We start from the raw sequence: 25,868 nt of genomic DNA on the forward strand, positions 1-25,868 counted from the left end.
TGACCCTCCCGGGCGCTTTCGGAACGTCAGGCTCTGCCCTAGGCAGATACAGAACCGCTGGTGGACGCGGTCTGACGGAACAGCCACTCCGACTTCAGCTCGGCGTAACCGGGCTTCACGACGTCGTTGATCATGGCCAGTCGTTCATCGAAAGGAATGAACGCGGACTTCATCGCATTGACCGTGAACCACTGCATGTCGTCGAGCGAATAACCGAACGTGTCGACCAGGTGCTCGAACTCGCGGGTCATGCTGGTGCCGCTCATCAGCCGGTTGTCGGTGTTGACCGTCAGACGGAAGTGCAGCTTGCGCAGCAGGCCGATCGGGTGCTCGGCGTACGAGGCGGCTGCACCGGTCTGCAGGTTCGAGGTGGGGCACATCTCCAGCGGGATGCGCTTGTCGCGCACGTACGAGGCGAGGCGGCCCAGCGTGACCGCGCCGTCCTCGGCGACCTCGATGTCATCGATGATCTTCACGCCGTGGCCGAGCCGGTCGGCGCCGCACCACTGCAGCGCCTGCCAGATCGACGGCAGGCCGAAGGCCTCGCCGGCGTGGATCGTGAAGTGGTTGTTCTCGCGCTTCAGGTACTCGAAGGCGTCGAGGTGGCGAGTGGGAGGGAACCCGGCCTCGGCGCCGGCGATGTCGAAGCCGACGACGCCGTTGTCCCGGTAGCGGTTGGCCAGCTCCGCGATCTCCAGGGCGCGCGCCGCGTGCCGCATGGCGGTCAGCAGCGCGCCGACGCGGATGCGGTGGCCGTTGGCCCTGGCGCGGCGCTCGCCCTCGCGGAAGCCGTCGTTCACGGCCTCGACGACCTCTTCGAGGGTCAGACCGGCTTCCAGGTGCTGCTCGGGCGCGTAACGGATCTCGGCGTAGACGACGCCGTCCTCGGCCAGGTCCTCGGCGCACTCGGCGGCGACCCGGAAGAGCGCCTCCTTGGTCTGCATGACGGCACAGGTGTGCGCGAACGTCTCCAGGTAGCGCGGGAGGGACCCGGAGTCGGCGGCGTCGCGGAACCAGATGCCGAGCTTGTCGGCGTCGGTCTCGGGGAGCTTGTCGTAGCCGACGGCCTGGGCCAGCTCGATGATGGTGCCGGGGCGCAGACCGCCGTCGAGGTGGTCGTGCAGGAGCACCTTCGGGGCGCGGCGGATCTGATCCGGGGTGGGCAGGTTGGGCGTCTCGCTCGTCATCTCGGCACTCTAGCGCCTACGCGCGTAGAGTGCCCTGCCGGGCCGTGCGGTCGATACGTAACAGTGACCGTGCGGACGGGTGGCGTACACCCGGGCGTCTGAGACTGTTTCGCCATGGCACAGCATGCGCCGCCGGTGCGCGGGGCCCGTCTGGGACGGGCGACCCGCGCGAACGGCTCCGAGGTTGTCAGTGGTGTCGTCCTCTTACTGCCCGACGTCTCCCGCCTTCCCGCCGGCCCGGTCCGCGCCTTGAACAGGGCGCTGAGCAGGGCGGGCGCGGCAGAGGGGCTCGCCGTCCACGGGGTGCGCGGCGGCACCCCGGAGTGGGCCGCGGACGAGGTGGTACGGCGGTACGGAGACGTGCCGGTCTGCCTGGCCGGGTACGGACAGGGGGGTCTGGCCGCGCTGCGTTCGGCGGGCCATCAGGCCGTCAACTCCGTCCTGGCCCTTGCCCCTTGCCTGCCGGAGCCGGCTCCCACGGCCTCCCCCGAACCGGTAAAGCAGCTGGCCGGCCGGCAGGTGCTGATCGTGCACGGCACGAACGACGCGCGCACGGACCCGGAGTTGTCCTTCCGGATGGCGGCCCGCGCGAAGAAGGCGAATCGTTCGACCTGCCGCTTCGAGGTCCACTCCGACGGGCACTCGCTGCGCGAGCACCGGGCCGAAGTGGTGTCCCTCGCCGTGGACTTCGTCCTGGGCGCGCTCTTCTCCGGCCGGTACTCGCGCCCGCTCACCGACGCCTTGGCCGCGCCGCCGCCGCTGGGGCTTCGCATGCCGCTCGCCTCGGGCTTCGGCCGGTCCCTGCGCGGGTAGCGCCCGGGCCGCTCGCGCCGCCGCCCCAGCCTCGTCTGGAGGTACCCCCGGACCCGGTTCCCGGCGGAGCCGGGTCGCCCAGTTGGGGCTCCGCCCCAAACCCGCGCCTCAAACCCCTGCGAGGCCGGATTCGGCATCTCGCCGCACGGCGGTGGTCGCGCCGGTCCGTCCGTACCCGCCGTTCCGCCCCCTCACGGACGGATGGCACGGACGGCCCCGGCGCGACCACGACGGCGTGCGTGCCCGCTCCCCCTCGCGCCGTGCGGTCCACTCTGCCCGCGAGCAATGGTCCGTACCGCAGGGCCGACGCTTCCGGTTGGCGCCTTGCGGGAACCGGAGGGGTTTACAAACCGTCCGGGACAGGGACGAATGGGAGCATGTCAGCCGATCATGTGAGCCCGGCTGCCCGGCGCCTTTACGGGTACGCGGCCGGCCGGCACGCCTTCAGCACCGACGAGGCCGTCGCCGCGCTCGGCCCGGAGACGGACGGGGCGCTGGCGGAGCTGCTCGCCGCCCACCTGCTCCAGCGGGCCGCGGGCACCCGGGACACGTGGAGCGCGGTCGAGCCGCGGGCGGCGGCGGCCCGCGCGCTGGCGCCGCTCGCCGTGCGGATGCGCGAGGCCCAGGAGGAGATGGACCGCACCCGGCACCGGCTGGAGGAGCTGGTGCCGGCGTACGAGTCGGGCGCCGCGCAGCGTGCCGGGGAGGGGTCCGGCGGGCTGGAGCTGGTGACCGATCTGGGCGCGGTGCGCTCGATCATCGAGGAGCTGGCGGCGTCCTGCGAGGAGGAGCTGCTCACCTCACAGCCCGGCGGCGGCCGTCCGGTGGAGACGCTCGAGGACGCGATCGGGCGCGACGAGGCGATGCTGGCGCGCGGGGTGCGGATCCGGACCATCTACCAGCACACCGCGCGCTACGACCGGCCGACGGCCGCGTACGTGGAGCGGGTCACCGCGCTGGGCGCGCAGGTACGCACGCTCGGGGACGGGCTGATGCGGATGCTGGTGTTCGACGGGCGGACCGGGCTGATGGCGGTACGGGGCGCGGACGGGGCGGCGCAGAACGGCGCGGCGCTGGTGGTGCGGGAGCCGAACGTCGTGGACTTCATGACGGCGGCCTTCGAGCGGTCGTGGCTGGGCGCGGAGCCGTTCCCCACCACGGTGGGGCCGGACCTGGCGCGCACCATCTCGGACGGGCTGCGGCAGACGATCGTGCGGATGCTGGCGGAGGGCGTCGAGGACAAGGTGATCGCCCGGCGGCTGGGCATGTCGCAGCGCACCTGCCAGCGGCACATCTCGGAGATCATGCGGGCGGTCGGCGCGAAGAGCCGGTTCCAGGCGGGCTGGCGCGCCGCCTGCGCCCGGCGGACCGTGGAGCCGTCCGAGCCGTCCGAGCCGCAGGAGCCGCAGGAGCTACTGGAGCTGTCGGAGAGGCCGGAGGGGGCCGTGGAAGCCCGGGCCGTCAGAGCTCCGGGAGGAGGCGGCCGCGGCGGGAGAGCAGGAAGCGCTTGAAGGCCGCCACGGGCAGGGTGTCGGGGTGGCCGTCGAGCCAGGCGACGCCGATCTCGCGGGCCGCTCGCGGGGCGGTGACGGTCAGTTCGACCACGCCCGGCCGGGCCACCGCGGGCGGCGGCAGCAGCGCCACGCCGAGGCCCGCGGCCACCAGGCCGCGCAGCGTCTCCGCCTCCTCGCCCTCGAACGCCACCCGCGGGGTGAAACCCGCCTGGGCGCACAGGTCGTCGGTGATCCGGCGCAGCCCGTACCCCGGTTCGAGGGTCACGAAGGTCTCGTCCGCGGCCTCCGCGAGGCGGATCCGCTTGCGGGTCGCGAGCCGGTGGTCGTCGGGGACCACCAGGCGCAGCCGCTGCTCGTCGAGGCGGCGGGCCACCAGGTCGGGGGCGTCGGGCAGCGGTGAGGTGAGGCACAGGTCCAGCTCGCCGGAGCGCAGCCGCTCCAGCATGGCCTCGCCGTAGTTCTGCACCAGGGAGAAGCGGACCCGGGGGTGGTCGACGCGGAAGGCCCGGATCAGGGCGGGGACGGTCTCCGACCCCATGGTGTGGAGGAATCCGAACGCGACCTTGCCGGAGGCGGGATCGGCGTCGGCCCGTACGGATTCGGCGGCCCGGTCGATCTCGGCGAGGGCGCGTTCCGCCGAGGCCAGGAGGGTGCGGCCGGCGGTGGTCAGCGTGACGGTCCGGCCCTTGCGGGCGAACAGGGCGACGCCCAGGTCCTGTTCGAGCCGGACCATGGCGCGGGACAGCGTCGGCTGGGGAACTCCCAGCTCGTGCGCGGCCCTCGTGACGTGCTCGTGCCGGGCGACCGCCGCGAAGTAGGCGAGGCGCGGCGCGAGCATTGTTGTCACGGCCGTGTCTTCTTCGTAACGGTTCATTGACATGCACCCTTCTGAGCTGCACTGATACGTCAGTGAATTGATTATCGCGATTCCATGCATTGGACGCATGAAAGAAGGAGTCGTAATTTCGAGGACATGCCTCCCGCTCATACCGGGGCACCCGTCACCTCGGGTGCCTCCACCCTGCCGTTCCCGGAAGCCGAAGCCGCGCCGGAAGCCGACGCCGCGCGCGACACCGCGCCCGTGGCCGGCCCCGCCGCCGAGCCGCTCTCCCCCGGCCGCCCCGGCTACCGCCGGATGAGCCTCGCGCTCTTCGCCGCCGGACTCGCGACCTTCGCCCTCCTCTACTCCACCCAGGCCCTGCTGCCCGCCATCTCCGCCGACTTCGGCGTGACGGCCGGTCAGGCCAGCTGGACGGTGTCCGCCGCGACGGGCGCGCTCGCCCTGTTCGTGCTGCCGCTGAGCGCCCTGTCCGAGCGCTTCGGCCGGACCCGGATGATGACCTGTTCGATGGCCGTGGCCGTCGCGGTCGGCCTGCTGATCCCCCTCGCCCCCGACCTCGACGCGCTGATCGCGCTGCGCGCGGTGCAGGGCGCGGCGATCGCGGGCATCCCCGCCTCGGCGATGGCGTACCTCGCGGAGGAGGTCCGGCCCAAGGCGCTGGTCGGCGCGATCGGGCTGTTCGTCGCGGGCAACTCGCTGGGCGGCATGAGCGGCCGCCTCGTCACCGGGTGGGCGGCCCAGCTGGGCGGCTGGCGGGCCGGGCTGGCCGCGGTGGGCGTGCTGGCCCTGGTGTGCGCGGTGGTCTTCCGGGTGCTGCTGCCCAGGGCCCGCTTCTTCTCGCCGGCCGCACTCGCGCCGCGGGCGCTGGGCCGGACCGTGGCCGGGCACCTCAAGGACCCGCTGCTGCTGCGCCTGTACGCGATCGGCGCGCTCTTCATGACGGTCTTCGGCGCCGTGTACACGGTGATCGGCTACCGGCTGGCCGAGGAGCCGTTCTCGCTGGGCCAGGGCGTGATCGGCTCGATCTTCCTCGTGTACCTCGTCGGTACGGTCTCCTCGGCCGCCGCCGGACAGCTCGTCGCCCGGCTCGGCCGGCGCGGGGCCCTGTACCTGGCGGTGTCCACCACGGCGGCGGGTCTGCTGCTGTCGCTGTCCGACCGGCTGGGCGCGGTCCTGGCCGGCCTGGTGCTGATCACCGCGGGCTTCTTCGCGGGCCACGCGGTCGCCTCGTCGTCGGTCAGCCGCACCGCGAAGAGCGGCCGGGCGCAGGCGTCCGCGCTCTACCAGTCCTCGTACTACCTGGGCAGCAGCGCGGGCGGCACGCTCGGAGCGGTCGCCTTCCACGCGGCGGGCTGGCAGGCCACCGTGCTGCTGGGGCTGCTGGCGGTGCTGGGCGTCGTCTCCATCACCCTGTACGGCTCCCGGGTGGCCCGCGCCGAGCGCCTGATGCTGCGCACCGCGCGGTAGTCAGCACTCCGGCGCGAGGCGCAGAAAAAATACGGTGGTCCGGCGCGCAACTGGCGCCGGGCCGCCTAGCGTCACACTTTCGAGGGCCCGACGGGGCCCGGTGACGGCGAGGGGGACGGCATGGGGCCGATTCGTAAGATACGCACGACCCGGCGGCGGGCGGTGGCCGCGGCCGCGACGGCCGCGCTGGTGGTGCCGCTGACGGTGGCGGTCACGGCGGCGCCGGCCCAGGCCGCCTCGTGCAACCTGACCACCGGCCCGTACCAGCGCGAGGTGGAGAAGTTCCTGGGGCGCCCGGTGGACGGGCGGCAGTCCGCGGCGGACTGCGAGGCGACCAAGGCGTTCCAGGCGAAGCACGGCATCACCCCGACCGTGGGGTACGCGGGGATCCTCACCTGGCGGACGATGAGCACGATGCTCGCCCAGCGGGCCGCGGGGACCAACCCGAACAAGGACGGGAAGTGCCCGGTCAACCGCGGACGGATCGCGTGCGTGGACCTGACGCGGCAGCTGAGCTGGATCCAGGACGGCCGGACCCTGAAGTACGGCCCGGTCCCGGTGCGCACCGGGAAGGACGGCACCGAGACCCGGACCGGCCTGAAGAAGATCTACCAGCGCGAGCTGAACCACTGGTCGTCGATCTACCACGTGTGGATGCCGTACTCGCAGTTCTTCGACGGCGGCCAGGCCTTCCACTCCGTCACCAAGAGCATGTGGAACCCGCCGGGCTCGGGCGGCTGCGTGAACATGCGGCCCGCGGACGCCAAGGCCTACTGGAACATGCTGCGCAACGGGGAGGACGTCTACGTGTACGGCCGCAAGCCGGGCACGTGAGACCGGCCCCCGAGCGCTTCCGGCTGCCGCTGTCAGACCTCTGGGGTACGTTCCGGAGTATCGGAACCCCAGGGGGAAGGCAGACATGAGCGAGCTCGCGACCAGGCCCGAACTGGACGGCCTGCTGGACCGCCACCGGGTCGAGCTGACCGGCTACTGCTACCGGATGCTCGGTTCGTCCTTCGACGCGGAGGACGCGGTCCAGGAGGCGTACATCCGCGCCTGGCGCAGCTACGACAAGTTCGAGGGCCGCTCCTCGGTGCGCTCGTGGCTGTACCGGATCGCCACCAACGTGTGCCTGGACATGCTCAGCGCCGGCAACAAGCGGGCCCGCCCGATGGACCTGTCGGCGCCGCAGTCCCAGTCCTCGGCCGTGCTGAACACGCTGCCGGAGGTGACGTGGCTGGAGCCGGTGCCGGACAGCCGGGTGCTGCCGCAGACCGCCGACCCGGCGGAGATGGCGCTGGCCCGCGAGTCGGTGCGGCTCGCCTTCGTGGCGGCGCTCCAGCACCTGCCCTCCCGGCAGCGGGCGGTGCTGATCCTGCGCGAGGTACTGGCCTGGAAGGCCGACGAGGTCGCGGAGCTGCTCGGCACCACGGTGGCCTCGGTGAACAGCGCGCTCCAGCGGGCCCGGGCCACGCTCGCCGCGCAGCACCTGCGCGAGAGCGAGGCCGTCGACCCGCTCGACGAGGAGCAGCGCAAGCTGCTGGACCGCTATCTCGCGGCCTTCGAGGGGTACGACATCGACCAGCTGACGGCGCTGCTGGCCGAGGACGCGGTGCTGTCGATGCCGCCGTTCGACCTGTGGCTCCAGGGGCCGGCCGACATCGCGGCCTGGCACCGGGAGCAGGGCAGCGGCTGCAAGGGCTCCCGGATGCTGGCGACCACGGCCAACGGGCTGCCCGCCTTCGCCCAGTACCGGCGGTCCGAGGACGGCGACGGGCACGTCCCGTGGGCCCTGCAGGTCCTGGAGATCTCAGGCGGGAAGATCGTCGGACTGAATTCGTTCCTCGACACGGACCGGTGGTTCCCGATGTTCGGGCTCCCCGACCGCCTCCCCGCCGAGCCCGTCACCGATCGCGTCACCGATCCCGTCGACGAGCCCGCCTAGGCCCGCCAGGCCGATCAGCAGGCGCAGCCGCGCCCCGGTGCCCGTCAGCCGCAGCCGGGCGCCGTGCCGGCGTGCGGTGAGCACCAGCCGGGCCAGCACGTCGACCGCGCCGAGGCCCGGCTCGGTGACCGCGGAGACGTCGCAGCGGACGTCGCCGGGGCCGTCCCGGCACAGCATCTCCTGTAAGCGCGCGCACAGTGCCGGCGCGTCCCCGGGCCCCGGTGCGGGCCCGGGGACGATCAGGGTCTCCCGTTCGATGGTGTCCACGGGAGGTGGACCGGCGCGGCGGCCGGAACTCATCGGTCCCGGACACCGCTCCCGGCCACCGCCCCGGGACACCGCTCCCGGCCGCGGCCGGAGGCCGTCAGGCGATGCGGTCGAGCACGATCGGGGCGGCCTTGAAGTCCGTGCCCGCCGGGGCCACGTCGTACGAACCCTCCAGCGAGGCGAGCGCGTAGTCGAACTTCTCGGGGGTGTCCGTGTGCAGGGTCATCAGCGGCTGGCCCGCGGTGACCGTGTCGCCCGGCTTGGCGTGCAGCTCGATGCCCGCGCCCGCCTGCACCGGGTCCTCCTTGCGGGCCCGGCCGGCGCCCAGGCGCCAGGCGCCGACGCCCACCGCGTACGCGTCGAGGCGGGTCAGGACGCCGGAGGCGGAGGCCGTGACCACGTGCTGCTCGCGGGCCACCGGCAGGGCCGCGTCCGGGTCGCCGCCCTGGGCCGCGATCATCCGGCGCCAGTGGTCCATCGCGGTGCCGTCGGCGAGGGCCTTCGCCGGGTCGGCGTCCTTGATGCCGGCCGCGTCGAGCATCTCGCGCGCCAGCGCGATGGTCAGCTCGACCACGTCGGCGGGGCCGCCGCCGGCCAGCACCTCCACGGACTCCCGGACCTCCAGGGCGTTGCCCGCGGTCAGGCCGAGCGGGGTCGACATGTCGGTGAGCAGCGCGACGGTCTTGACGCCGGAGTCGGTGCCCAGGCCCACCATGGTGCGGGCCAGTTCGCGGGCGTCCTCGATGTTCTTCATGAAGGCGCCGGAGCCGACCTTCACGTCGAGGACCAGGGAGCCGGTGCCCTCGGCGATCTTCTTGGACATGATCGAGGAGGCGATCAGCGGGATGGCCTCGACGGTGCCGGTCACGTCGCGCAGCGCGTACAGCTTCTTGTCGGCCGGGGCCAGTCCGTCGCCCGCCGCGCAGATCACCGCACCGGTGGTGTCGAGGACGTGCAGCATCTCCTCGTTGGAGAGCAGCGCGCGCCAGCCGGGGATGGACTCCAGCTTGTCGAGAGTGCCGCCGGTGTGGCCCAGACCGCGGCCGGAGAGCTGCGGCACGGCCGCGCCGCAGGCGGCGACGAGCGGGGCCAGCGGCAGGGTGATCTTGTCGCCGACGCCGCCGGTGGAGTGCTTGTCGGCGGTGGGGCGGGACAGCGAGTCGAAGTTCATGCGCTCGCCGCTCGCGATCATCGCGGCGGTCCAGCGGGCGATCTCGGCCCGGTTCATGCCGTTGAGCAGGATGGCCATGGCCAGCGCGGACATCTGCTCGTCGGCGACCACACCGCGCGTGTACGCGTCGATGACCCAGTCGATCTGCTCGGGGCTCAGCTCACCGCGGTCGCGCTTGGTCCGGATGACGGAGATGACGTCCATGAGTTACTTCCTTCTACGCGCATAGAGAGGGGTGTGGGCGGTACAGCGGGGAAGTACGACGGCCCCCCGCCCCGCAGGGCGAAGGGCCGTCGTCGTACGGCTATCTCAGATGGTCGGGCCCGAAGGCCTGCGGCAGCATGGCCGAGAGCGGCAGCACCCCGTCGGGGGTCTCCACCAGCAGCTCGGGGCCGCCGAATTCGTACAGCAGCTGCCGGCAGCGCCCGCACGGGACGAGGATCTCGCCCTTGCCGTCCACGCACGTGAAGTGCGTGAGCCGGCCGCCGCCGGTCGCCTGCAGCGAGGAGACCAGGCCGCACTCGGCGCACAGGCCCAGTCCGTAGCTGGCGTTCTCCACGTTGCAGCCGGTGACCACGCGCCCGTCGTCGACCTGGGCGGCCACGCCGACCGGGAAGCCGGAGTACGGGGCGTAGGCGCGGGACATGGCGTCCTTGGCCTGCTCCCGCAGGGCGTCCCAGCCGGCGGCGGGCGCGCCGGGCGCGGTCACTTGCCCTGGCCCTTCCGGTACGGCATGCCGTCCGCCTTGGGCATCCGCAGCCGCTGCGCGGAGAGCGCGAGGACCAGCAGGGTGGTGACGTACGGGGCGGCGTCGACGAACTGGCTCGGGACCTCGTCGGTCAGCGCGTACCAGAGGAAGAGCAGCACCGAGAACGCGGCGGCGACGCCGGCCTGGACGTACTTCTTCTTGTACAGCTGCCAGGCCGTGGCCACGACCAGGAGGATCGCGAGGAGCAGCAGCATGGCGTGCACGTTCTCGGCGCCGCCGCGCAGCTTGAGGCTGTCGGTGAAGCCGAAGAGGCCCGCGCCCAGCGCCATGCCGCCCGGCATCCAGTTACCGAAGATCATCGCGGCGAGACCGATGTAGCCTCGGCCGCCGGTCTGGCCCTCCTGGTAGATGCCGGTGGAGACGATCGCGAGGAACGCGCCGCCGAGGCCGGCCAGGGCGCCGGAGACGATCACGGCGATGTACTTGTACTTGTACACGTTGACGCCGAGGGACTCGGCGGCGACCGGGTTCTCGCCGCATGAGCGCAGCCGCAGGCCGAAGGAGGTCCGCCACAGCACCCAGGTGCTCGCGGGGATCAGCAGCAGGGCGACGACGGTCAGCAGCGACAGGTTGGTGACCAGGCCGCCGATGACGCCGGCGATGTCCGAGAGCAGGAACCAGTGCTTGCCCTGGAGGGTGGTCATCCAGTCGGACAACCCGGGCACGTCGATCTCGGTGATCGGGTCGATGCGCGGCGACTGCTTGGAGGAGCCGCCGGGCTCCTCGTTGAACGTGTAGTTCGACAGGTACTGCGTCATGCCGGCGGCCAGGATGGTCACCGCCACACCGGAGACGATGTGGTTGACGTTGAAGGTCACCGTGATGATCGCGTGCAGCAGGCCGCCGAGCGCGCCGCCGAGGATGCCCACCAGGACGCCCGTCCAGGGACCCCACTGGTAGCCGGCCCAGGCACCGAACCAGGTGCCGAGGATCATCATGCCCTCGAGGCCGATGTTGACCACGCCGGCCCGCTCGGACCACAGGCCGCCGAGGCCGGCGAGGCCGATCGGGACCGCGAGCTTCAGGGCGCCGGAGACCTGGCCGACGGAGGTCAGGTCGTCGGCGCCGCTGATCAGGCGGACCGCCGAGATCAGCACGAGGCCGCCGGCGATGATCAGCAGGATCCAGGGCAGGGTGAGCTTCTTGCGGCCGCCGCCCGCCTTGGGCGCGGACTTTGCCGCGGAGACAGTGCTGGTGCTCACGCCGCGACCTCCTTCTCGGTCTTCATGGCGCCGCCGGCGGCGAGTTCCTCGCCGACCTTCTGCTGCTGGCGGCGGATGCCGTAACGGCGGACGAGCTCGTACGAGACGACCACCGCGATCACGATCAGGCCCTTCATGATCGTGGCGATTTCCTTGGCGTAGCCGTACTGGTCGAGCACGGCCGAGGCCTTGTCCAGGAACGCGATCAGGAGCGCCGCGAAGAAGATGCCGACCGGGTGGTTGCGGCCGAGCAGCGCGATCGTGATGCCCGTGAAGCCGATACCGGCCGGGAAGGACAGGCTGTACGTGTGGGTGTCGCCCAGCAGGGTCGGCATGCCGATGAGGCCGGCGACCGCACCCGAGATCAGCATCGCGGTGAGGATCATCTTCTTGCCGTCGACGCCCGAGGCCTGGGCCGCGGACTCGCTGGCGCCGGAGGCGCGCAGGTCGAAGCCGAAGCGGGTCCGGTTGAGGACGAACCAGTAGACGATGCCGAGGGCGAAGGCGACGAAGGTGAAGCCGTAGATCTCACCGGAGTCGCCCAGGCTCAGGGCCGGGAACCAGCCGGACTCGGGGATGTCGCCGGTGGTGAGGTCGTTCGAGCCCTCCAGCTGCACGCCGAAGTTCTCGGGCCGCAGCAGCCAGGCCACCAGGGCGGTCGCGATGGCGTTCAGCATGATCGTCGAGACGACCTCGCTGACACCGCGCTTGGCCCTGAGGATGCCGGCGATGCCGGCCCAGAAGGCGCCGACGCACATGGCGACGAGCACGATCAGCAGGATGTGCAGCGGACCCGGCAGGCTCACTGCCGCACCGACCACGGCGGCCACCATCGCGGCGAGGCGGTACTGGCCGTCGACGCCGATGTTGAAGAGGTTCATCCGGAAGCCGATGGCGACGGCCAGGGCTGCCAGGTAGTACGTGCCGGTCTGATTGACGATCAGGACCTGGACGTCCTCGTAACCGGCGTTCTCCACCATCAGGCGGATCGGCTCGATCGGGTTGACGCCCGTGGCGAGCAGCACCACGGCGGTCAGCACGAAGGCGCTGACCAGCGCGAGCACCGGCCCGGCGGCACCCAGGATCAGCTTGTCCTTGTCGATTTTCATCATCGGGCCTCGTCCTCCGGCGAATCGGCCGCGGCGGAGTCGTTGTCGGTGCTCGCTGCGTTCTCGTCGTGATCCAGGTGTCCCCGGGCCGCGCCGGTCATGGCGGTGCCCAGTTCCTCCGGGGTGATGGTCGCGGGGTCGGCGTCCGCGACCAGGCGCCCGCGGTAGATCACGCGCAGCGTGTCCGACAGGCCGATCAGCTCGTCCAGGTCCGCGGAGATCAGCAGGACGGCCAGGCCCTCGCGACGTGCCTCCCGGATCGCGTCCCAGATCTGCGCCTGCGCGCCGACGTCCACACCACGGGTGGGGTGGGCGGCGATCAGGAACTTCGGGTTGTGGCTCATCTCGCGGCCGACGATCAGCTTCTGCTGGTTGCCGCCGGAGAGCGAGGCCGCGGTGACCTCGATGCCCGGGGTGCGGACGTCGTACTCGCGCACGATCCGCTCGGTGTCCTTGCGGGCCGCCTTCGGGTCGAGGATGCCGCGCTTGGAGTTGGGCTCTTCGGTGACGTGGCCCAGGATGCGGTTCTCCCACAGCGGGGACTCCAGCAGCAGGCCGTGCCGGTGCCGGTCCTCGGGGATGTAGCCGATGCCGCCCTCACGCCGCTTGCGGGTGGGGGCGGTGGAGATGTCCTGGCCGTCGAGGCTGATGACGCCGCCGTCCGGGAGGCACATGCCCATCAGGGCCTCGATGAGCTCCGTCTGGCCGTTGCCCTCGACGCCGGCGATGCCGAGCACCTCACCCTTGTGGATGGTGAAGCTGATGTCGTCCAGCAGCAGCCGGCCGGCCTCGGTCCTCTCGCGGACCGCGGAGTCCTCCGAGGACTCGCGGACCAGGACCTCGGGCTCCGCGACGACCGCGCCCTCCGCGCCGACGGTCAAGCCCGTCACCTGGAGCATCGGGATGTCGGTCACCGTGGACTCGCGGGTTTCGGGCGAGGGCAGCTCGCTGCCGACCATCAGCTCGGCGAGCTGCTTGGTGGTGGCGGTCTTCGGGTCGGCGGTGCCGACCGTGGTGCCGCGCCGGATGACGGTGATGTCGTCGGCGACCTTCAGGATCTCGCCCAGCTTGTGCGAGATGAAGATGACCGTCAGACCCTCCGCCTTGAGCTCGCGGAGGTTGCCGAAGAGCGCGTCCACCTCCTGCGGCACGAGCACGGCGGTCGGCTCGTCGAGGATGAGGATCTTCGCACCGCGGTAGAGGACCTTGAGGATCTCCACGCGCTGGCGGTCGGCGACGCCCAGGTCCTCGACCAGGGCGTCCGGGCGTACGCCCAGACCGTAGGCGTCGGAGATCTCCAGGATCTTCTTGCGGGCCTTGGCACCGATGCCGTACAGCTTCTCGCCGCCGAGAACCACGTTCTCCAGGACGGTGAGGTTGTCGGCCAGCATGAAGTGCTGGTGCACCATGCCGATGCCGCGGGCGATGGCATCTGCGGGGGTGCTGAAGGCGACCTGCTCCCCGTCGATCGCGATGGTGCCCTCGTCCGGCTTCTGCATGCCGTAGAGGATCTTCATCAGAGTCGACTTGCCGGCACCGTTCTCACCGATCAGGGCATGCACAGTGCCCTTGCGGACCGTGATCGCGATGTCCTTGTTGGCGACGACGCCGGGGAAGCGCTTGGTAATGCCGTGCAGTTCTACGGCGGGGGGCGGGCTGGACGCGTTGATGACGCACTCTCCTTGGCGCGAAGGAGCGGAAGGCAGGGAGGACAGGGCGGGTCGTGAAGGTATCGCGTCCACGAGACCTCTACGCGCGTAGCTCTGTCGAAAGTGAAAACTTCAGGCCACAAATGCGGCCCGGGGTCCGGGAGCGGTGAAGAGACCGCAACCCGGACCCCGGCGACCGTCAGATCGAGACGACCTGCCTTACGGCGCGGTCTTGACCTTGATCTTGCCGGCGATGATCTCGGCCTTCGCCTTGTCGACCGCGGCGATGAGCTCGGTCATCTTCTTGTACTCGGGGTTGGAGTCGGCCAGGCCGACGCCGTCCTTGTCGAGGCCGTAGCGGACCTCACCGGACTGCGGCTTGCCGTCCTTGACCGACTTGATCAGGTTGTAGACCGAGTCCGAGACGTCCTTGGTGACGGAGGTCAGGATCTTGGCCTTGAACTTCGCCAGACCGGCCTGGTTGTACTGGTCCGAGTCCACACCGATGGCCCACTTGCCCGCGGTGGAAGCGGCCTCGATCGCACCGGAACCGGCGAGACCGGCAGCGGCGTAGACCACGTCGGCGCCCTTGGCGATCTGGCCCTCGGCGGCCTGCTTGCCGAGGTCGGGCTTGGCGAAGCCCTCGAAGTTCGGCGGCTGCGACAGGTACTGGGTCAGCACCACGGCCTTGGGGTTGGTGTCCTTGACGCCCTGGACGTAGCCGGCCTCGAACTTCTTGATCAGCGGGACCTCGACACCGCCGATGAAGCCGACCTTGCCGGTCTTGGACGCCTTGGCGGCGGCGACGCCGGCCAGGTAGGAGCCCTGCTCCTCGTTGAAGACCATGTTCGCGATGTTCGGCGCGGTCACCGAGGTGTCGTCGATGATGCCGAAGGTGGTCTTCGGGAACTTCGCGGCGACCTTCTTGATGGCCGGGGCGTAGGCGAAGCCGACACCGATGACCGGGTTGCTGCCCTTGCGCGCGAGCTCGGTGAGGCGCTGCACCTTGTCGGCGTCGCTCTCGCCCTCGGTGGGCTCGGCCTCCGCGCCCTTGACGCCGAGGTCCTTCTCGGCCTTCTCCAGACCGGCGAACGCGGCGTCGTTGAACGACTGGTCGCCGCGGCCGCCGATGTCGTACGCGATGGCGGCGGTGGAACCCGCCGACGAGGACGAGTCCGAGGACGCGGTGTCGGAGGACTTCTTTCCACCACACGCAGTGGCGGAGAGGGCGAGGGCCGCGGACGCAATGCCCACGGTCGCGATCCTGGTGATCCGGCGCAAGGGGAGGCTCCTTCAAAACCTGACCGAAGCGCCACGACCGGCGCTGGTTTCGCGGCGATCGTAACGCGCGTAGATGTCAGTTAAGAGCCCGTTCAGGAGTCGTTATCGGATCGTCGCGAACCGGACAGTGACCGATCGGTAACCCGAAGGGCCTAAAACCCTGTTGCCAGCGGGCTCCGGGGAGCTTCCCGGACCCCCTGGAGGGTCCGGGAGCGGATCGGAAATCCTTTGGCCTTCCGTTACGAAACGGGCCTGGCCCGGCGGGCGTCGATGAGGGCCGCGGCCGTGAAGAGCTCGACCCCGACGGCGATCGCGGACTCGTCCACGTCGAAGTCGCCGCGGTGCAGATCGTGCTTGACGCTGCCGCCCGGGGTGCGGACGCCCAGCCGGGCCATCGCGCCGGGGACGTGCTCCAGGTACCAGGAGAAGTCCTCGCCGCCCAGGCTCTGCTCGGTGTCCTCGACGGCGTGGGCGCCGCGGCGGGCCGCCATCGCGTCCCGCAGCAGTTCGGTGACCACCGGGTCGTTGACGACCGGCGGCACCCCGCGCACGTAGGTGATCTCCGACTTGGCCCCGTGGAGCGCGGCGACCTCGTCGATGGCCGCGTGGATCAGGTCGGGGGCGTCGTGCCAGGCGTTGATGTCCAGGCAGCGGATGGTGCCGGAGAGCTCGGCGTGCATCGGGATGACGTTGCAGGCGTGGCCGGACTCGATCCGTCCCCAGGTGACCGACAGCCCGGAGCGGGCGTCGAGCCGGCGGGCCAGCAGGGCGGGCACGTCGACGGCGACCCGGGCGGCGGCGGTGACCAGGTCGGTGGTCAGGTGCGGGCGCGCGGTGTGCCCGCCGGGCCCGGACAGGGCCACCTCCAGCCGGTCGCAGGCGGAGGTGATGGCACCGGCCCGCAGCCCGATGCGGCCGGCGTCGACCCGCGGGTCGCAGTGCACGGCGATCATCTGTCCCACGCCGTCCAGCACGCCCGACTCGATGGCCTCGGCGGCGCCGCCGGGCAGGACTTCCTCGGCGGGCTGGAACAGCAGCCGGACGGGCCGCGGCAGCAGCCCTTCGCGGTGCAGCCGGGCCAGCACCAGGCCGGTGCCGAGCACGGTGGCGGTGTGTACGTCGTGGCCGCAGGCGTGGGCCCGGTCGGGGACCGTGGAGCGGTACGGGGCGGACACCTTGGCGTCCGGGATGGGCAGGGCGTCGATGTCCGCGCGGATGGCGAGCATGGGGCGCTTGCCGTCCCATGTGCCGATGTCACAGATCAGGCCGGTCCCGGTGGCGAGGATCCGTGGCCGGAGCCCGGCTTTCTCGAGTCTGGCTTTGATCGCGGCGGTGGTCCGGAACTCCTGGTGGCCCAGCTCGGGATGCATGTGCAAGTCCCGGCGGAACGCGATCAGTTCGGCACGCAGGTGCTCCGGGAGCTTGCCGGGCAGGTCCGGCTCGGCCGGCTCTCCGGGCAGGGCGGTCTGGGAGTCGCGGGACATCAACTGGTTCACCCGTTTAAGGGTAGGCGCACCCCAGGGCCAACTGGCTGGAGATCAGCAAAAGTTCAGCCCGTTAGGGTAAGAAAAACCGGCTTCCAGGCGCATAGGCTCCTGCGGCTGGGGGTAAACTCCGCCGCTCATCCGGCCGGGGTGGGTGTCGGAAGGGGTCCCGCCGCGGTGCTGAGCCTGCGCACGTCACGTGCCGTCTCGGTCACGTCGGACAGGAAACTGCGGGCCCGCGGCGAGGCCGTGCCGGTGAGCCAGTCGGGGTCGATGTCCACCACGGCGACGGTGACGCCGGTGCCGGTCAGGGCGTACGGCAGGGTGTGGACGACCGTGGACGGAAAGCTGACGATCGTACGGCCCACGGGTCCACGGCGGGCGATGAGTTCGAGCGGGAGGTCCGGTCGGACGATCTCCAGGCCGGTGGCCTCGCCGAGGGTGCGCAGTTTGTCGTTGGTCTCGCGGCGGTGCGCGAAGTAGCGGGTGGCGCCGTGGGCCCGGGCCAGGCCGCGGACGGCGGCCACGTACCGGTCGAGGTCGACGACGCCGGTCTCCACGAGCGAGGTGCCGACGAGGTCGGTGCCCTTGCCGATGCGCGGGGGGCCGAACGCGGACCGGGTCCAGGCGAAGTCGTTGACCCGCAGCCGGACTCCGTCGGGGACGGTGACGGGCATCGAGCTGAACACCTCGACCCGGTGGCCGGCGCGGGGCGTGAAGCGGCGGCGGGCGGTGCCGGAGACCGGCGCGTACGCCAGTTCGCGGGTCCGGCCGGCGAGGCCGCGGCCGCCGACCCGGTGCCAGCGCACCAGCCGTTCGCCGCGGGCGATCTGGGAGACGAACTCCATGGTGGCGGTGCCGTCGTCGACGACGACCAGCTCTTCCGCCTTCACCAGCGTCAGGAGCAGCTGTACGTAGCGGGAGAACGGGTCTCCGACGACGATCCGCGAGGCCCCGCGCACCCGGCGGGCGAGTGCGGCGAGGGCCTTGAGCGGGGCCGCGCCGCCGCCCCGGGCCTCCTGCCACTGCACCTGGTGGCCCTCGTCCCGGGCCAGCGCGGCCATCCGGCGCAGCTGGCCGCGGGACATCGGGTCCACCGGCGGCAGCACGACGATCCGCAGGTCGTCGTACCGCCGCCGGCCGGTGTCGTCCGAGGGCGGGTCGCCGGCCCGGTCGGGCAGGCCGGCCGCCCGCTCCGGTTCGTGCCCCGGCCGCTGCGCCGACTCGTGGCGGCGCAGCGAGGGCTGGGCCGGTACGCCGTCCAGCAGGGCGGCTCCCGGTTCCGCGGGGGCCGTCCTGGTGCCGTCGGCGCCGTGGTCGCCCCCGGTCCCGTCGGTCCCGGTGCCGTCCGTCCCCGTGGCCCCGCCGCCGGCCGGTGCGGGCGCGGCCGGGCCGGTGTCCGCGTAGGCCCACTCCAGGACGTTGAGCAGCTGGACCGGGCTCTCCACGAAGGCCAGGGTCGTCGGGTGCGAAGTCACCACGTGCTCCTCGGGTCGGGGCGGGCCGTGCCGGACGGGCGGCGGGAAAGCGGGGCGGCGGCGGGGCGGGGAGGGGCTCAGACCGAAGCGGGGGCGAGCTCGGCGACCTCGCCCTGGACGCGGCGGAGCTTCTTCATCGGGCCGAGCTCGGACTCGTAGACCTTCTTGACGCCGTCACCGAGGGCGGTCTCGATGGTGCGGATGTCGCGGACGAGGCGGGCGAGGCCTCCGGGCTCGACGGAGGCGGCCTGGTCGGAGCCCCACATGGCGCGGTCGAGGGTGATGTGGCGCTCGACGAAGGTGGCGCCGAGGGCGACCGCGGCGAGGGTGGTCTGCAGGCCGGTCTCGTGGCCGCTGTAGCCGATGGGGACGTTCGGGTACTCCTCCTGGAGCGTGTTGATCACGCGCAGGTTGAGCTCCTCGGCCTTGGCCGGGTAGGTGGAGGTGGCGTGGCAGAGCAGGATGTTCGCGCTGCCGAGGACCTCGACGGCGTGGCGGATCTGCGCCGGGGTCGACATGCCGGTGGAGAGGATGACGGTCTTGCCGGTGGCGCGCAGGGCGCGCAGCAGCTCGTCGTCGGTCAGCGAGGCGGAGGCGACCTTGTGGGCCGGCACGTCGAACTTCTCCAGGAAGGCGACGGCCTCGGTGTCCCAGGGGGAGGCGAACCAGTCGATGCCGCGCTGCTTGGCGTGCGCGTCGATGGCGAGGTACTCCTCCTCGCCGAACTCCACCTTGTGGCGGTAGTCGATGTACGTCATGCGGCCCCAGGGGGTGTCGCGCTCGATGTCCCACTGGTCGCGGGGGGTGCAGATCTCCGGGGTGCGCTTCTGGAACTTGACGGCGTCACAGCCGGCCTCGGCGGCGGCGTCGATGAGCGCGAAGGCGTTGCCGAGGTCGCCGTTGTGGTTGATGCCGATCTCGCCGACGACGTAGACGGGCTGACCGGGGCCGGCGGTGCGGGAGCCGAGCTGGCGCAGGCGGGGCGAAGAGGTGGCGGTCATGGCAGGGAACGTCCTTCGGTGGTGAGGTGTACGGGGTGCCCGGAGGCCGGGGACTGCTTCGGGGTGGTCCGCCTCCGGGGCGGGTACGGGCTTCGGGTCGGGCAGGCGGGCGGGGTGGCTGGCTGGCCTGCGGGAGGTGCGGCGCTAGGGCGCGTGCACGTCCTGCGGGGTGTACGGAGGTACGCCGTGCAGGTCCGCGAGGGAGACGAGTGCGTCGGGATCCGCGGGGTCCACGGGGTCGAGGTGGCAGTCCGGTTCCACGGCGTCCAGCAGCGGGGCCAGGGCGCGGGCGCGGGCCAGGTCGTGCGGGTCGTCGATCTCCAGCACGCGCGCCGGGTCGGTGTGGACGGGCAGGATGCGGCCGAAGAATCGGTGGCCGGCGGCCCGGAACCCGGAGGCGTTCATCGCGTACGCGGCGCCGGTCTCCAGCAGGTCGAGCGGCCGGTCCTGGCGGCGCGGCCGGTGCGACTCGTCGTGGTTGACGCCGTATCCGGTCCGGCCGGAGGGGACTGCGCTCTCGCGCCACAGGAAACCGTGGAAGGGGGCCACCGTCATCGCCGAGTCGGCGCCGCGCACGGTGACCGCGGCGGCGACCCCCTCGATCTCGGCGGCGGTGACGAAGGGGCTGGTCGCCTGGACCAGGAGGACCACGTCCACGCGGACGCCGCGCAGCGCCTCGAAGGCGTCCATGGCGTGCAGGACCGCGGACTCGCTGGTGGCGGTGTCCCCCGCGATGGCGGCCGGCCGGGGCACGACCTCGGCGCCGGCCTCGCGGGCGGCGGCGGCGATCGCCTCGTCGTCGGTGGAGACCACGACGTCGGTGACCAGGCCGGCTTCCAGGCAGGCGTGGACCGCGCGGGCGACCAGCGGCACTCCGCCGACCTCGGCGAGGTTCTTGGCGGGGACGCCCTTGGAGCCGCCGCGGGCGGGGATGACCGCGAGGACCACGGGGTGGGCGGAGCCGGGCTTGAGGTTCACAGTTCTCCCATCCGGCGGATGGCCGGGGCCACCCGCTGTACGCCGTGCCGGTAGGCACCGCGCGCCGCGTCCCGCAGGGCGGAGCGCACGTAGCGCCGTACCTTCGACCCCTCGGCCACCGGGCGGGCGGCGCCGGGCAGCGGGGTGCCGTCGGGGCCGAGGTGGTGGCGGGCGAGGATGCCGGGCAGGTAGCCGGGCGCGGTGGCGCGCGTGTAGTAGGGGGCGATCGGGGGCAGTTGGGGGAGCGCGGCGAGTTCGGCCACCCGTGCGCGGGCGGTCTCGAAGGCCCGGTCGTACGGGCCGTCGGCGGCGACGCCCTGGCGGGCCAGCCAGGCGGCGTCGGGCCGCGGGCGCAGCCCCTCGTCGAGCTGGTCCCAGGAGGCCAGGCAGCCGGAGCCGAGGAAGTGGTGGTTGCCCAGCGCCTCGCGGATGCCGAGGTCGGTGAGGACGGCGGTGGGGATGCCCCGGTGCAGGGATTCCAGCGCGGCCGTGGAGCTGACCGTCACCAGCAGGTCGGTGCGGTCCAGGACCTCGCCCATGTTCCCGTACACCAGGCGGCAGTTGGCGGGCAGGCCGCCGGGGACCTTCTCGGCGAGCCGCTGGTAGGGCAGCTCTTCGAGGTGGGTGGTGTGTTCGCCGGGCTTGCTGCGCAGCTTGACCAGCACCTCGCGGTCGGGGTGCAGCCGGGCGTGTTCGGCGGCGCGGCGCAGCAGGTAGCCGCGGTCGGCGCGGCTCTCGGGGACCGAGGGCTGGGCGGCGAAGACGACGGTGTGCGCACGGCCGGTGCGCTCCTCGTACGGGGCTCCGCCGAGGAAGGGCAGCGCGGCCTCGGTGACGCTCGACGGGTCGGCGCCCACTCCCTCGTACACGGCCCGGAACCGGTCCGCGTCGTGACGGGAGTTGGCGAGCACGAGGTCGGCGCCGTGCCGCAGCAGCAGCCCGTCGGCGAGTTTCTCGTACACGACGCCGACGTAGCCGGTGACGATCACCGGCCGGTCCGCGGGCTGCGGCCACAGGGCGCGCATTCCGTGCAGCACGGCCTGGACGGCCCCGCCCACGAGGGCGAGGACGACCGCGTCGAACCGGCCGTCCCGGACCTCCGCGAGGAATTGCGCGCAGGTCACCTCGGTCAGCCGGTCGGCGCGGACGCCGACCTCACCGAGCTGGCGTGCGGTCGGGGTGGCCCGGCCGCGCAGCAGGAATCCGGTGAGGCTGGGTTCGGGGGCGAGGCGCTGGGCGGTGAGAGCGCCCCATTTCCATCGCGTATCGGAATCGGCGAGTACGGCAACCCGCATCGTTCCGGGAGCACTTACGCCGTTGGTACTTACTGGCACGGCCCGAAGCTATGCCTGAATTCCGGTGATCGGCCCAACGACCGCACAACAGAGGGTTAACAGCCAGTCGACGAATCGCGAATACCGCCGGGAATGGCTCGGGTTAACTGTCCTGCCATTCGCCGTTCACCGAAAGTCCTTGCCCGGGCCATGGTGAATGCGGCGCCAAGTCCTAGTGTCACGTAGGTGGTCAAGCTTTCAGTCGTCGTGCCGTTCTTCAACGTGCAGACATACGCACCAGACGCCCTCCGGAGCCTTCGCTCGAATGCGCGGGACGATTTCGAGTTCATCCTCGTCGACGACTGCTCGTCGGACGCGACGCCCGAACTCCTGGAACGGGCCGCCCGCGAGCTGCCCGGCGCGGTGCACATCAGGCACGAGAAGAACGGCGGTCTCGCCACCGCCCGGAACACCGGGATCGACGCGTCGAGCGGCGAGTACCTCACCTTCATGGACGGGGACGACTGGCTCGCCCCCGGCCACCTGAGCCGTGTGCTGGCCGCCATCGAGGGGCTGGGCTGCGACTTCGTGCGCATCGACCACGTGGAGTGCACGGGGAAGAACCGGACGGTGCGGCGGATGCCGCACGGGCCGCAGGGCGAGGTGCTGGACCCGCGCAAGGCGATCCTGCCCGCCGACCGGTCGACGTCGGTGGACTACCCGTACGCCTGGGCCGGCATGTACCACCGGCGGCTCGTGGACCGCGGGCTGCTGCACTTCACGGACGGCCTGCGCACGGCCGAGGACCGGCCGTGGATCTGGCGGCTGCACCGGGAGGCGGCGACCTTCGCGTCCGTCGGCCTGCCGGGGATCTTCTACCGGCGCGGCGTCGCCACCTCGCTGACGCAGATCGGCGACGTGCGCCAACTCGACTTCATCCGGGCATTTGACCAGGTACTGGAAGAAACCGCCCGGGACCGGGACGCGGACCTTCTGATGCCCAAGGCCGTCCGTACCTATTGCGCAATCATTTCGCATCACGTGGGATCCATCGAAAGGTTCGAACCGGCCGTGGCCAGGAAACTCCGTTCGATGAGCGCGGCCGCACTCCGGCGAATGCCGCAGGACGTTCTCGACGCGGCATTGAATTCGATGGACGTACAGCGCGCGGTCCGGCTGCGCAGGCTCCGCCGCCGTTCCGCCGGCACGGAGGTGGCCGTCTGATGGGCGCCGTCCGCACCACGCAGATCTTCCTCGCGTCCACTCTCTACGGCACGGCCACGCTGGCGGCAGCCCTGGACGCCGGCTGTTTCGGGCCGGCCCGGCGGCGGATCCTGCTCGTCAGCAACAACTCGGCGGTACCGGAGACCACTCCGGGGCCGGCCGAGATGCCCGGATTCACCCGGCTCGCCGCCCGCTTCGACGAGGTGCGCGACTGGAACGCGGCCATCGCGCCCTTCCACCCCGGCGGCTGGCAGCCGCGCTCCGACGACGCCCCGCTGTGGGAGCGCCAGCTGCGCGCGCTGTGGGGCCTGGGCGACGACCGGATCGAGCTGATCGTCGAGTCCGTCCAGGTGGCCCCGGCTCAGGCACTCGTCCAGCTCTTCGCGGGCACCCCCGTCGAGGTGTACGCCGACGGACTGATGAGCTACGGCCCCACCCGCAACAAGCTCGACCCGCAGACCGGTGTGCGCATCAAGCGGCTCCTCCACCTCGACCTGGTGCCGGGGCTGGAACCGCTGCTGCTCACCGAGTTCGGGGTGCCCGCGGAGATCGTGCCCACGGAGGCCTTCCGCAAGGTCCTCGACGAGCTCGCCGAGGACCCCGACTGCGCGCCCGGGCAGCCCGCGGACGGCAGCCGCCCGGCGGTGCTGCTCGGCCAGTACCTGTCCGCGCTCGGCCTGATCACCGCGCAGGAAGAGGAGGAGCTGCACGTCCGCATGGTCCGCGGCGCCCACGCGCTCGGCCACGGCCACCTCGTCTTCAAGCCGCACCCGAGCGCCCCCGCCCGCTGGTCGCGGATGGTCGAGGAGGAGGCGGAGCGCATCGGGGCCCGGCTCACCGTCGTCGACTCCCCCGTCCTCGCCGAGGTCCTCTACCGGCAGCTCGACCCGGCGCTGGTCGTCGGCTGCTTCTCCACCGGCCTGCTCACCGCCGCCACCCTGTACGGGATCCCCGTCGCGCGCACCGGCACCGGCCCGCTGCTCGACCGGGTCACCCCGTACCAGAACAGCAACCGGGTGCCGCTGACCATCGTCGACGCGCTGCTGCCCGAGCTGGAGGACGCGAAGGCGGTACGCGCCTGGAGCCCGCCGGGTCCCGCCGTGCTGGAGGACCTCACCGGCCTGGTCACGGCCGTCGGGTTCGCGATGCAGGCGCAGATCCTCGCCCCGCGCCGCGCGGAGGCCGAGCGCTACCTCGCCCGCCACCTCGACGCCCACACCTGGCGCTACTTCAAGAAGCGCCGGCTGACCGCACTGGGCCTGCCCGGCGCCGTCCCGCCCCAGCTGGCCTTCATCCCGCGCAGCCCGGCCGTCCGCCGGGTGGTCCGCCGGGTCCGCCACCTGCGCCGGGCCGCACTCGGATGACCACCACCGCCGCGAGCGCCGGACCCGCCGGCACGAAGGCCACCGACGCCGGCGACGCCGGCGGCACCGCTGACTCCGACGCCGTGACCACCGTGCCCGCCCGGCGTGGCGGCCCGCCCGCGCCGGCGGGCCGGCCCCCGGTACGGCTGCGCGCCCTCGACGGGCTGCGGCTGCTCGCGGCCCTGATGGTCGCCGGCTACCACTACGCGGGCCGCGGCGGGGAAGTCTCCGAGGCCTGGGGGGAGTCGCCCCGCGCACTGTTCCCGACGGCCTCGCCCTGGCTGGCGTACGGCTGTCTCGGCGTCCAGATCTTCTTCGTGATCAGCGGGTTCGTGATCTGCATGAGCGCGTGGAACCGGCCGCTGCGGTCCTTCTTCGCCTCCCGCGTGGCCCGGCTCTATCCCGCGTACTGGGCGGCGATCGTCCTGGTCACCGTGGTGTTCGCGCTGCCCTGGGTGGCGCAGGAGACGGTGTCCGGCTCGGACTTCCTGGTCAACCTGACGATGCTCCAGCAGCCGCTGGGCGCGGACCGGGTGCTGGGCGTGTGCTGGACCCTCTGGGCCGAGCTGCGCTTCTACGCCCTCTTCGCGCTGTTCGTGGTGCTGCCGGGCGGCGGGCGCCGGCGGACCCTGCTGTTCTGCGCGGTGTGGACGCTGGCCGCGGCCCTGACCGACATGGCGGACCTGGGCAAGGAGCACTTCCTCCAGCAGCTGCTGATGCCGCAGTACGCGCCCTTCTTCATCGGCGGGATCGGCCTGTACCTGGTGCACCGCAACCGGCGGGACGCCCTGGCCTGGGGCGTCGCGGCGGCGGGCTGGCTGCTCGGCCAGCACTACGCGGTGACGGGCCTGTGGCACGCCCCGGACCCGCGCTTCTTCTCGTACCGCAGCGAGGGCGTGATCGTGGCCGTGGTCACGGCCGGCTTCGTGCTGGTCGCGCTCATCGCGGTGGGCAGGCTGGACTGGATGAACTGGCGCTGGCTGACCGTGGCGGGCGCCCTCACCTACCCGTTCTACCTGGTGCACGAGCACCTGGGCTGGGTGGTGATCCGTCAGCTGCACCAGACCCTGGGGCTGCCGCCGCTCGTCACCCTGCCGGGGTCGGTCGCGCTGATGCTGGGGCTGGCCTGGCTGGTCCACCGGCTGGTGGAACGCCCCCTGACCCCGACGCTGCGCAAGGCGCTCAACTGAGGGCGAGCTTCGCGGCGAAGCCGAGGAAGAGCACGCTCGCGGCCGAGGTGGCCCCGGCCGAGAGCCGCTTGCGCCGCCGGAAGGCCGCCGACAGCCGGGCGCCGCTGAATATGAGGGTGCTCAGGTACAGGAAGCTGGCCAGCTGCGACAGCGTGCCGAGCAGCAGGAACGACAGCGCCGGGTAGGCGTAGTCGGGGTCCACGAACTGCACGAAGAAGGACAGCAGGAAGAGGATCGCCTTCGGGTTCAGCAGGCTGACCACCAGCGCCCGCCGGTAGGGCCGCTCCGCCGCCGGGCCGGGCTGCGGCGAACCGGCCTCGGCGGGCTCCTCGGCCCGGGTGCTGCGGGTCCGCCACATGCCCCAGGCCGCCCGCATCATCCCGACGGCCAGCCAGGCCAGGTAGCCGGCGCCCAGCACCTTGACGATGCCGAACAGCAGCGGGCTGGCCTGCAGCAGCGCCCCCGCGCCGACCGCGGCCAGCACCATCAGCACGGTGTCGCCCGTGAACACCCCGCAGGCGGCCCGGTAGCCGTCGCGGACCCCGCGGCGGGAGGCCACGGACAGCACGTACAGCGAATTGGGCCCCGGCAGCAGCACGATCAGCACCAGCGCCGCGACATAGGTCGGAAGATCGGTCACACCCAGCATGTCCAGGAGTC

21 protein-coding genes and 2 pseudogenes are annotated in these 25,868 nt (G+C 72.1%); 8 read left to right on the forward strand and 15 right to left on the reverse strand.

Annotation, left to right across the window (positions count from 1 at the left end):
• Window positions 1-38: 38 nt before the first annotated feature.
• The gene (locus tag OG764_RS14580; RefSeq protein WP_328968864.1) at window positions 39-1,187 is read right to left on the reverse strand and encodes an adenosine deaminase; all 1,149 of its coding nucleotides are present in this window, start codon (window positions 1,185-1,187) and stop codon (window positions 39-41) included.
• Window positions 1,188-1,301: 114 nt separating this feature from the next.
• On the opposite strand from OG764_RS14580, the gene OG764_RS14585 reads away from it, so the two are divergent.
• Together OG764_RS14585 and OG764_RS14590 are read left to right on the forward strand one after the other, a co-directional pair.
• Entirely contained in the window at window positions 1,302-2,000 is a 699-nt protein-coding gene (locus OG764_RS14585) for an alpha/beta hydrolase (RefSeq protein ID WP_328968865.1), read from the forward strand.
• A 377-nt stretch (window positions 2,001-2,377) separates the two neighbouring features.
• Window positions 2,378-3,511, forward strand: a complete 1,134-nt coding sequence (locus tag OG764_RS14590) for a helix-turn-helix transcriptional regulator (protein WP_328968866.1) — start codon at window positions 2,378-2,380, stop codon at window positions 3,509-3,511.
• Here the strand turns inward: OG764_RS14590 and OG764_RS14595 are convergent.
• On the reverse strand, window positions 3,462-4,388 hold the full coding sequence (locus OG764_RS14595) for a LysR family transcriptional regulator (RefSeq protein ID WP_443056215.1): 927 nt from the start codon (window positions 4,386-4,388) through the stop codon (window positions 3,462-3,464). The genes OG764_RS14590 and OG764_RS14595 overlap by 50 nt on opposite strands.
• Window positions 4,389-4,487: 99 nt before the next feature.
• On the opposite strand from OG764_RS14595, the gene OG764_RS14600 reads away from it, so the two are divergent.
• The 3 genes from OG764_RS14600 to OG764_RS14610 all read left to right on the forward strand — a co-directional run bounded on the left by OG764_RS14600 (window position 4,488) and on the right by OG764_RS14610 (window position 7,767).
• Window positions 4,488-5,822 (forward strand): MFS transporter, encoded by a 1,335-nt coding sequence (locus tag OG764_RS14600; protein ID WP_328968867.1) that lies wholly within the window; start codon window positions 4,488-4,490, stop codon window positions 5,820-5,822.
• 120 nt (window positions 5,823-5,942) lie between these two features.
• Window positions 5,943-6,656, forward strand: coding sequence for a L,D-transpeptidase family protein (locus OG764_RS14605; protein WP_328968868.1), 714 nt, complete (start codon window positions 5,943-5,945; stop codon window positions 6,654-6,656).
• 85 nt (window positions 6,657-6,741) lie between these two features.
• Complete coding sequence (locus OG764_RS14610; protein WP_328968869.1) at window positions 6,742-7,767, forward strand: sigma-70 family RNA polymerase sigma factor; 1,026 nt, start codon at window positions 6,742-6,744, stop codon at window positions 7,765-7,767.
• Between the two features lie 9 nt (window positions 7,768-7,776).
• On the opposite strand, the pseudogene OG764_RS14615 reads toward OG764_RS14610, so the two are convergent.
• From OG764_RS14615 to OG764_RS14670, 12 genes and pseudogenes are all read right to left on the reverse strand, one after another.
• Window positions 7,777-8,067: pseudogene (locus tag OG764_RS14615) on the reverse strand (STAS domain-containing protein); the annotation flags it as partial.
• 64 nt (window positions 8,068-8,131) lie between these two features.
• The gene (locus OG764_RS14620) at window positions 8,132-9,409 is read right to left on the reverse strand and encodes a thymidine phosphorylase (protein WP_328968870.1); all 1,278 of its coding nucleotides are present in this window, start codon (window positions 9,407-9,409) and stop codon (window positions 8,132-8,134) included.
• A 100-nt stretch (window positions 9,410-9,509) separates the two neighbouring features.
• Complete coding sequence (locus OG764_RS14625) at window positions 9,510-9,914, reverse strand: cytidine deaminase (protein WP_328968871.1); 405 nt, start codon at window positions 9,912-9,914, stop codon at window positions 9,510-9,512.
• Window positions 9,911-11,176, reverse strand: coding sequence for an ABC transporter permease (locus OG764_RS14630; RefSeq protein ID WP_328968872.1), 1,266 nt, complete (start codon window positions 11,174-11,176; stop codon window positions 9,911-9,913). The genes OG764_RS14625 and OG764_RS14630 overlap by 4 nt, the downstream gene beginning before the upstream one ends.
• On the reverse strand, window positions 11,173-12,288 hold the full coding sequence (locus OG764_RS14635) for an ABC transporter permease (RefSeq protein ID WP_328968873.1): 1,116 nt from the start codon (window positions 12,286-12,288) through the stop codon (window positions 11,173-11,175). Before OG764_RS14635 ends, OG764_RS14630 begins: the two co-directional genes overlap by 4 nt.
• Window positions 12,285-13,922: an ABC transporter ATP-binding protein gene (locus tag OG764_RS14640; RefSeq protein ID WP_328973007.1), complete on the reverse strand. Its 1,638-nt coding sequence runs from the start codon at window positions 13,920-13,922 to the stop codon at window positions 12,285-12,287. The genes OG764_RS14635 and OG764_RS14640 overlap by 4 nt, the downstream gene beginning before the upstream one ends.
• Window positions 13,923-14,153: 231 nt before the next feature.
• The gene (locus OG764_RS14645; RefSeq protein ID WP_328968874.1) at window positions 14,154-15,215 is read right to left on the reverse strand and encodes a BMP family lipoprotein; all 1,062 of its coding nucleotides are present in this window, start codon (window positions 15,213-15,215) and stop codon (window positions 14,154-14,156) included.
• Between the two features lie 239 nt (window positions 15,216-15,454).
• Window positions 15,455-16,699 (reverse strand): amidohydrolase, encoded by a 1,245-nt coding sequence (locus OG764_RS14650; protein ID WP_328973008.1) that lies wholly within the window; start codon window positions 16,697-16,699, stop codon window positions 15,455-15,457.
• 137 nt (window positions 16,700-16,836) lie between these two features.
• Window positions 16,837-18,177: a hypothetical protein gene (locus OG764_RS14655; RefSeq protein WP_443055933.1), complete on the reverse strand. Its 1,341-nt coding sequence runs from the start codon at window positions 18,175-18,177 to the stop codon at window positions 16,837-16,839.
• 77 nt (window positions 18,178-18,254) lie between these two features.
• Complete coding sequence (locus OG764_RS14660) at window positions 18,255-19,178, reverse strand: N-acetylneuraminate synthase family protein (protein ID WP_328968875.1); 924 nt, start codon at window positions 19,176-19,178, stop codon at window positions 18,255-18,257.
• 252 nt (window positions 19,179-19,430) lie between these two features.
• A pseudogene (locus tag OG764_RS14665) lies at window positions 19,431-20,156 on the reverse strand (acylneuraminate cytidylyltransferase family protein); the annotation flags it as partial.
• Window positions 20,153-21,451, reverse strand: a complete 1,299-nt coding sequence (locus OG764_RS14670) for a DUF6716 putative glycosyltransferase (protein WP_328973010.1) — start codon at window positions 21,449-21,451, stop codon at window positions 20,153-20,155. The pseudogene OG764_RS14665 and the gene OG764_RS14670, both read right to left, overlap by 4 nt.
• Before the next feature lie 225 nt (window positions 21,452-21,676).
• Between OG764_RS14670 and OG764_RS14675 the strand changes: the two genes are divergently transcribed.
• Genes OG764_RS14675 through OG764_RS14685 form a run of 3 tightly spaced genes read left to right on the forward strand, consistent with a single transcriptional unit; the run spans window position 21,677 to window position 25,208 of the window.
• Window positions 21,677-22,654, forward strand: coding sequence for a glycosyltransferase family 2 protein (locus OG764_RS14675; RefSeq protein ID WP_328968876.1), 978 nt, complete (start codon window positions 21,677-21,679; stop codon window positions 22,652-22,654).
• Entirely contained in the window at window positions 22,654-24,018 is a 1,365-nt protein-coding gene (locus OG764_RS14680; RefSeq protein ID WP_328968877.1) for a polysialyltransferase family glycosyltransferase, read from the forward strand. The genes OG764_RS14675 and OG764_RS14680 overlap by 1 nt, the downstream gene beginning before the upstream one ends.
• On the forward strand, window positions 24,015-25,208 hold the full coding sequence (locus tag OG764_RS14685; protein WP_328968878.1) for an acyltransferase family protein: 1,194 nt from the start codon (window positions 24,015-24,017) through the stop codon (window positions 25,206-25,208). The genes OG764_RS14680 and OG764_RS14685 overlap by 4 nt, the downstream gene beginning before the upstream one ends.
• On the opposite strand, the gene leuE is transcribed toward OG764_RS14685, so the two are convergent.
• On the reverse strand, window positions 25,201-25,857 hold the full coding sequence (leuE, locus tag OG764_RS14690; RefSeq protein WP_328968879.1) for a leucine efflux protein LeuE: 657 nt from the start codon (window positions 25,855-25,857) through the stop codon (window positions 25,201-25,203). The genes OG764_RS14685 and leuE overlap by 8 nt on opposite strands.
• Window positions 25,858-25,868 lie beyond the last annotated feature (11 nt).

The organism is Streptomyces sp. NBC_00239, assembly GCF_036194065.1.
GTDB lineage: Bacteria > Actinomycetota > Actinomycetes > Streptomycetales > Streptomycetaceae > Streptomyces.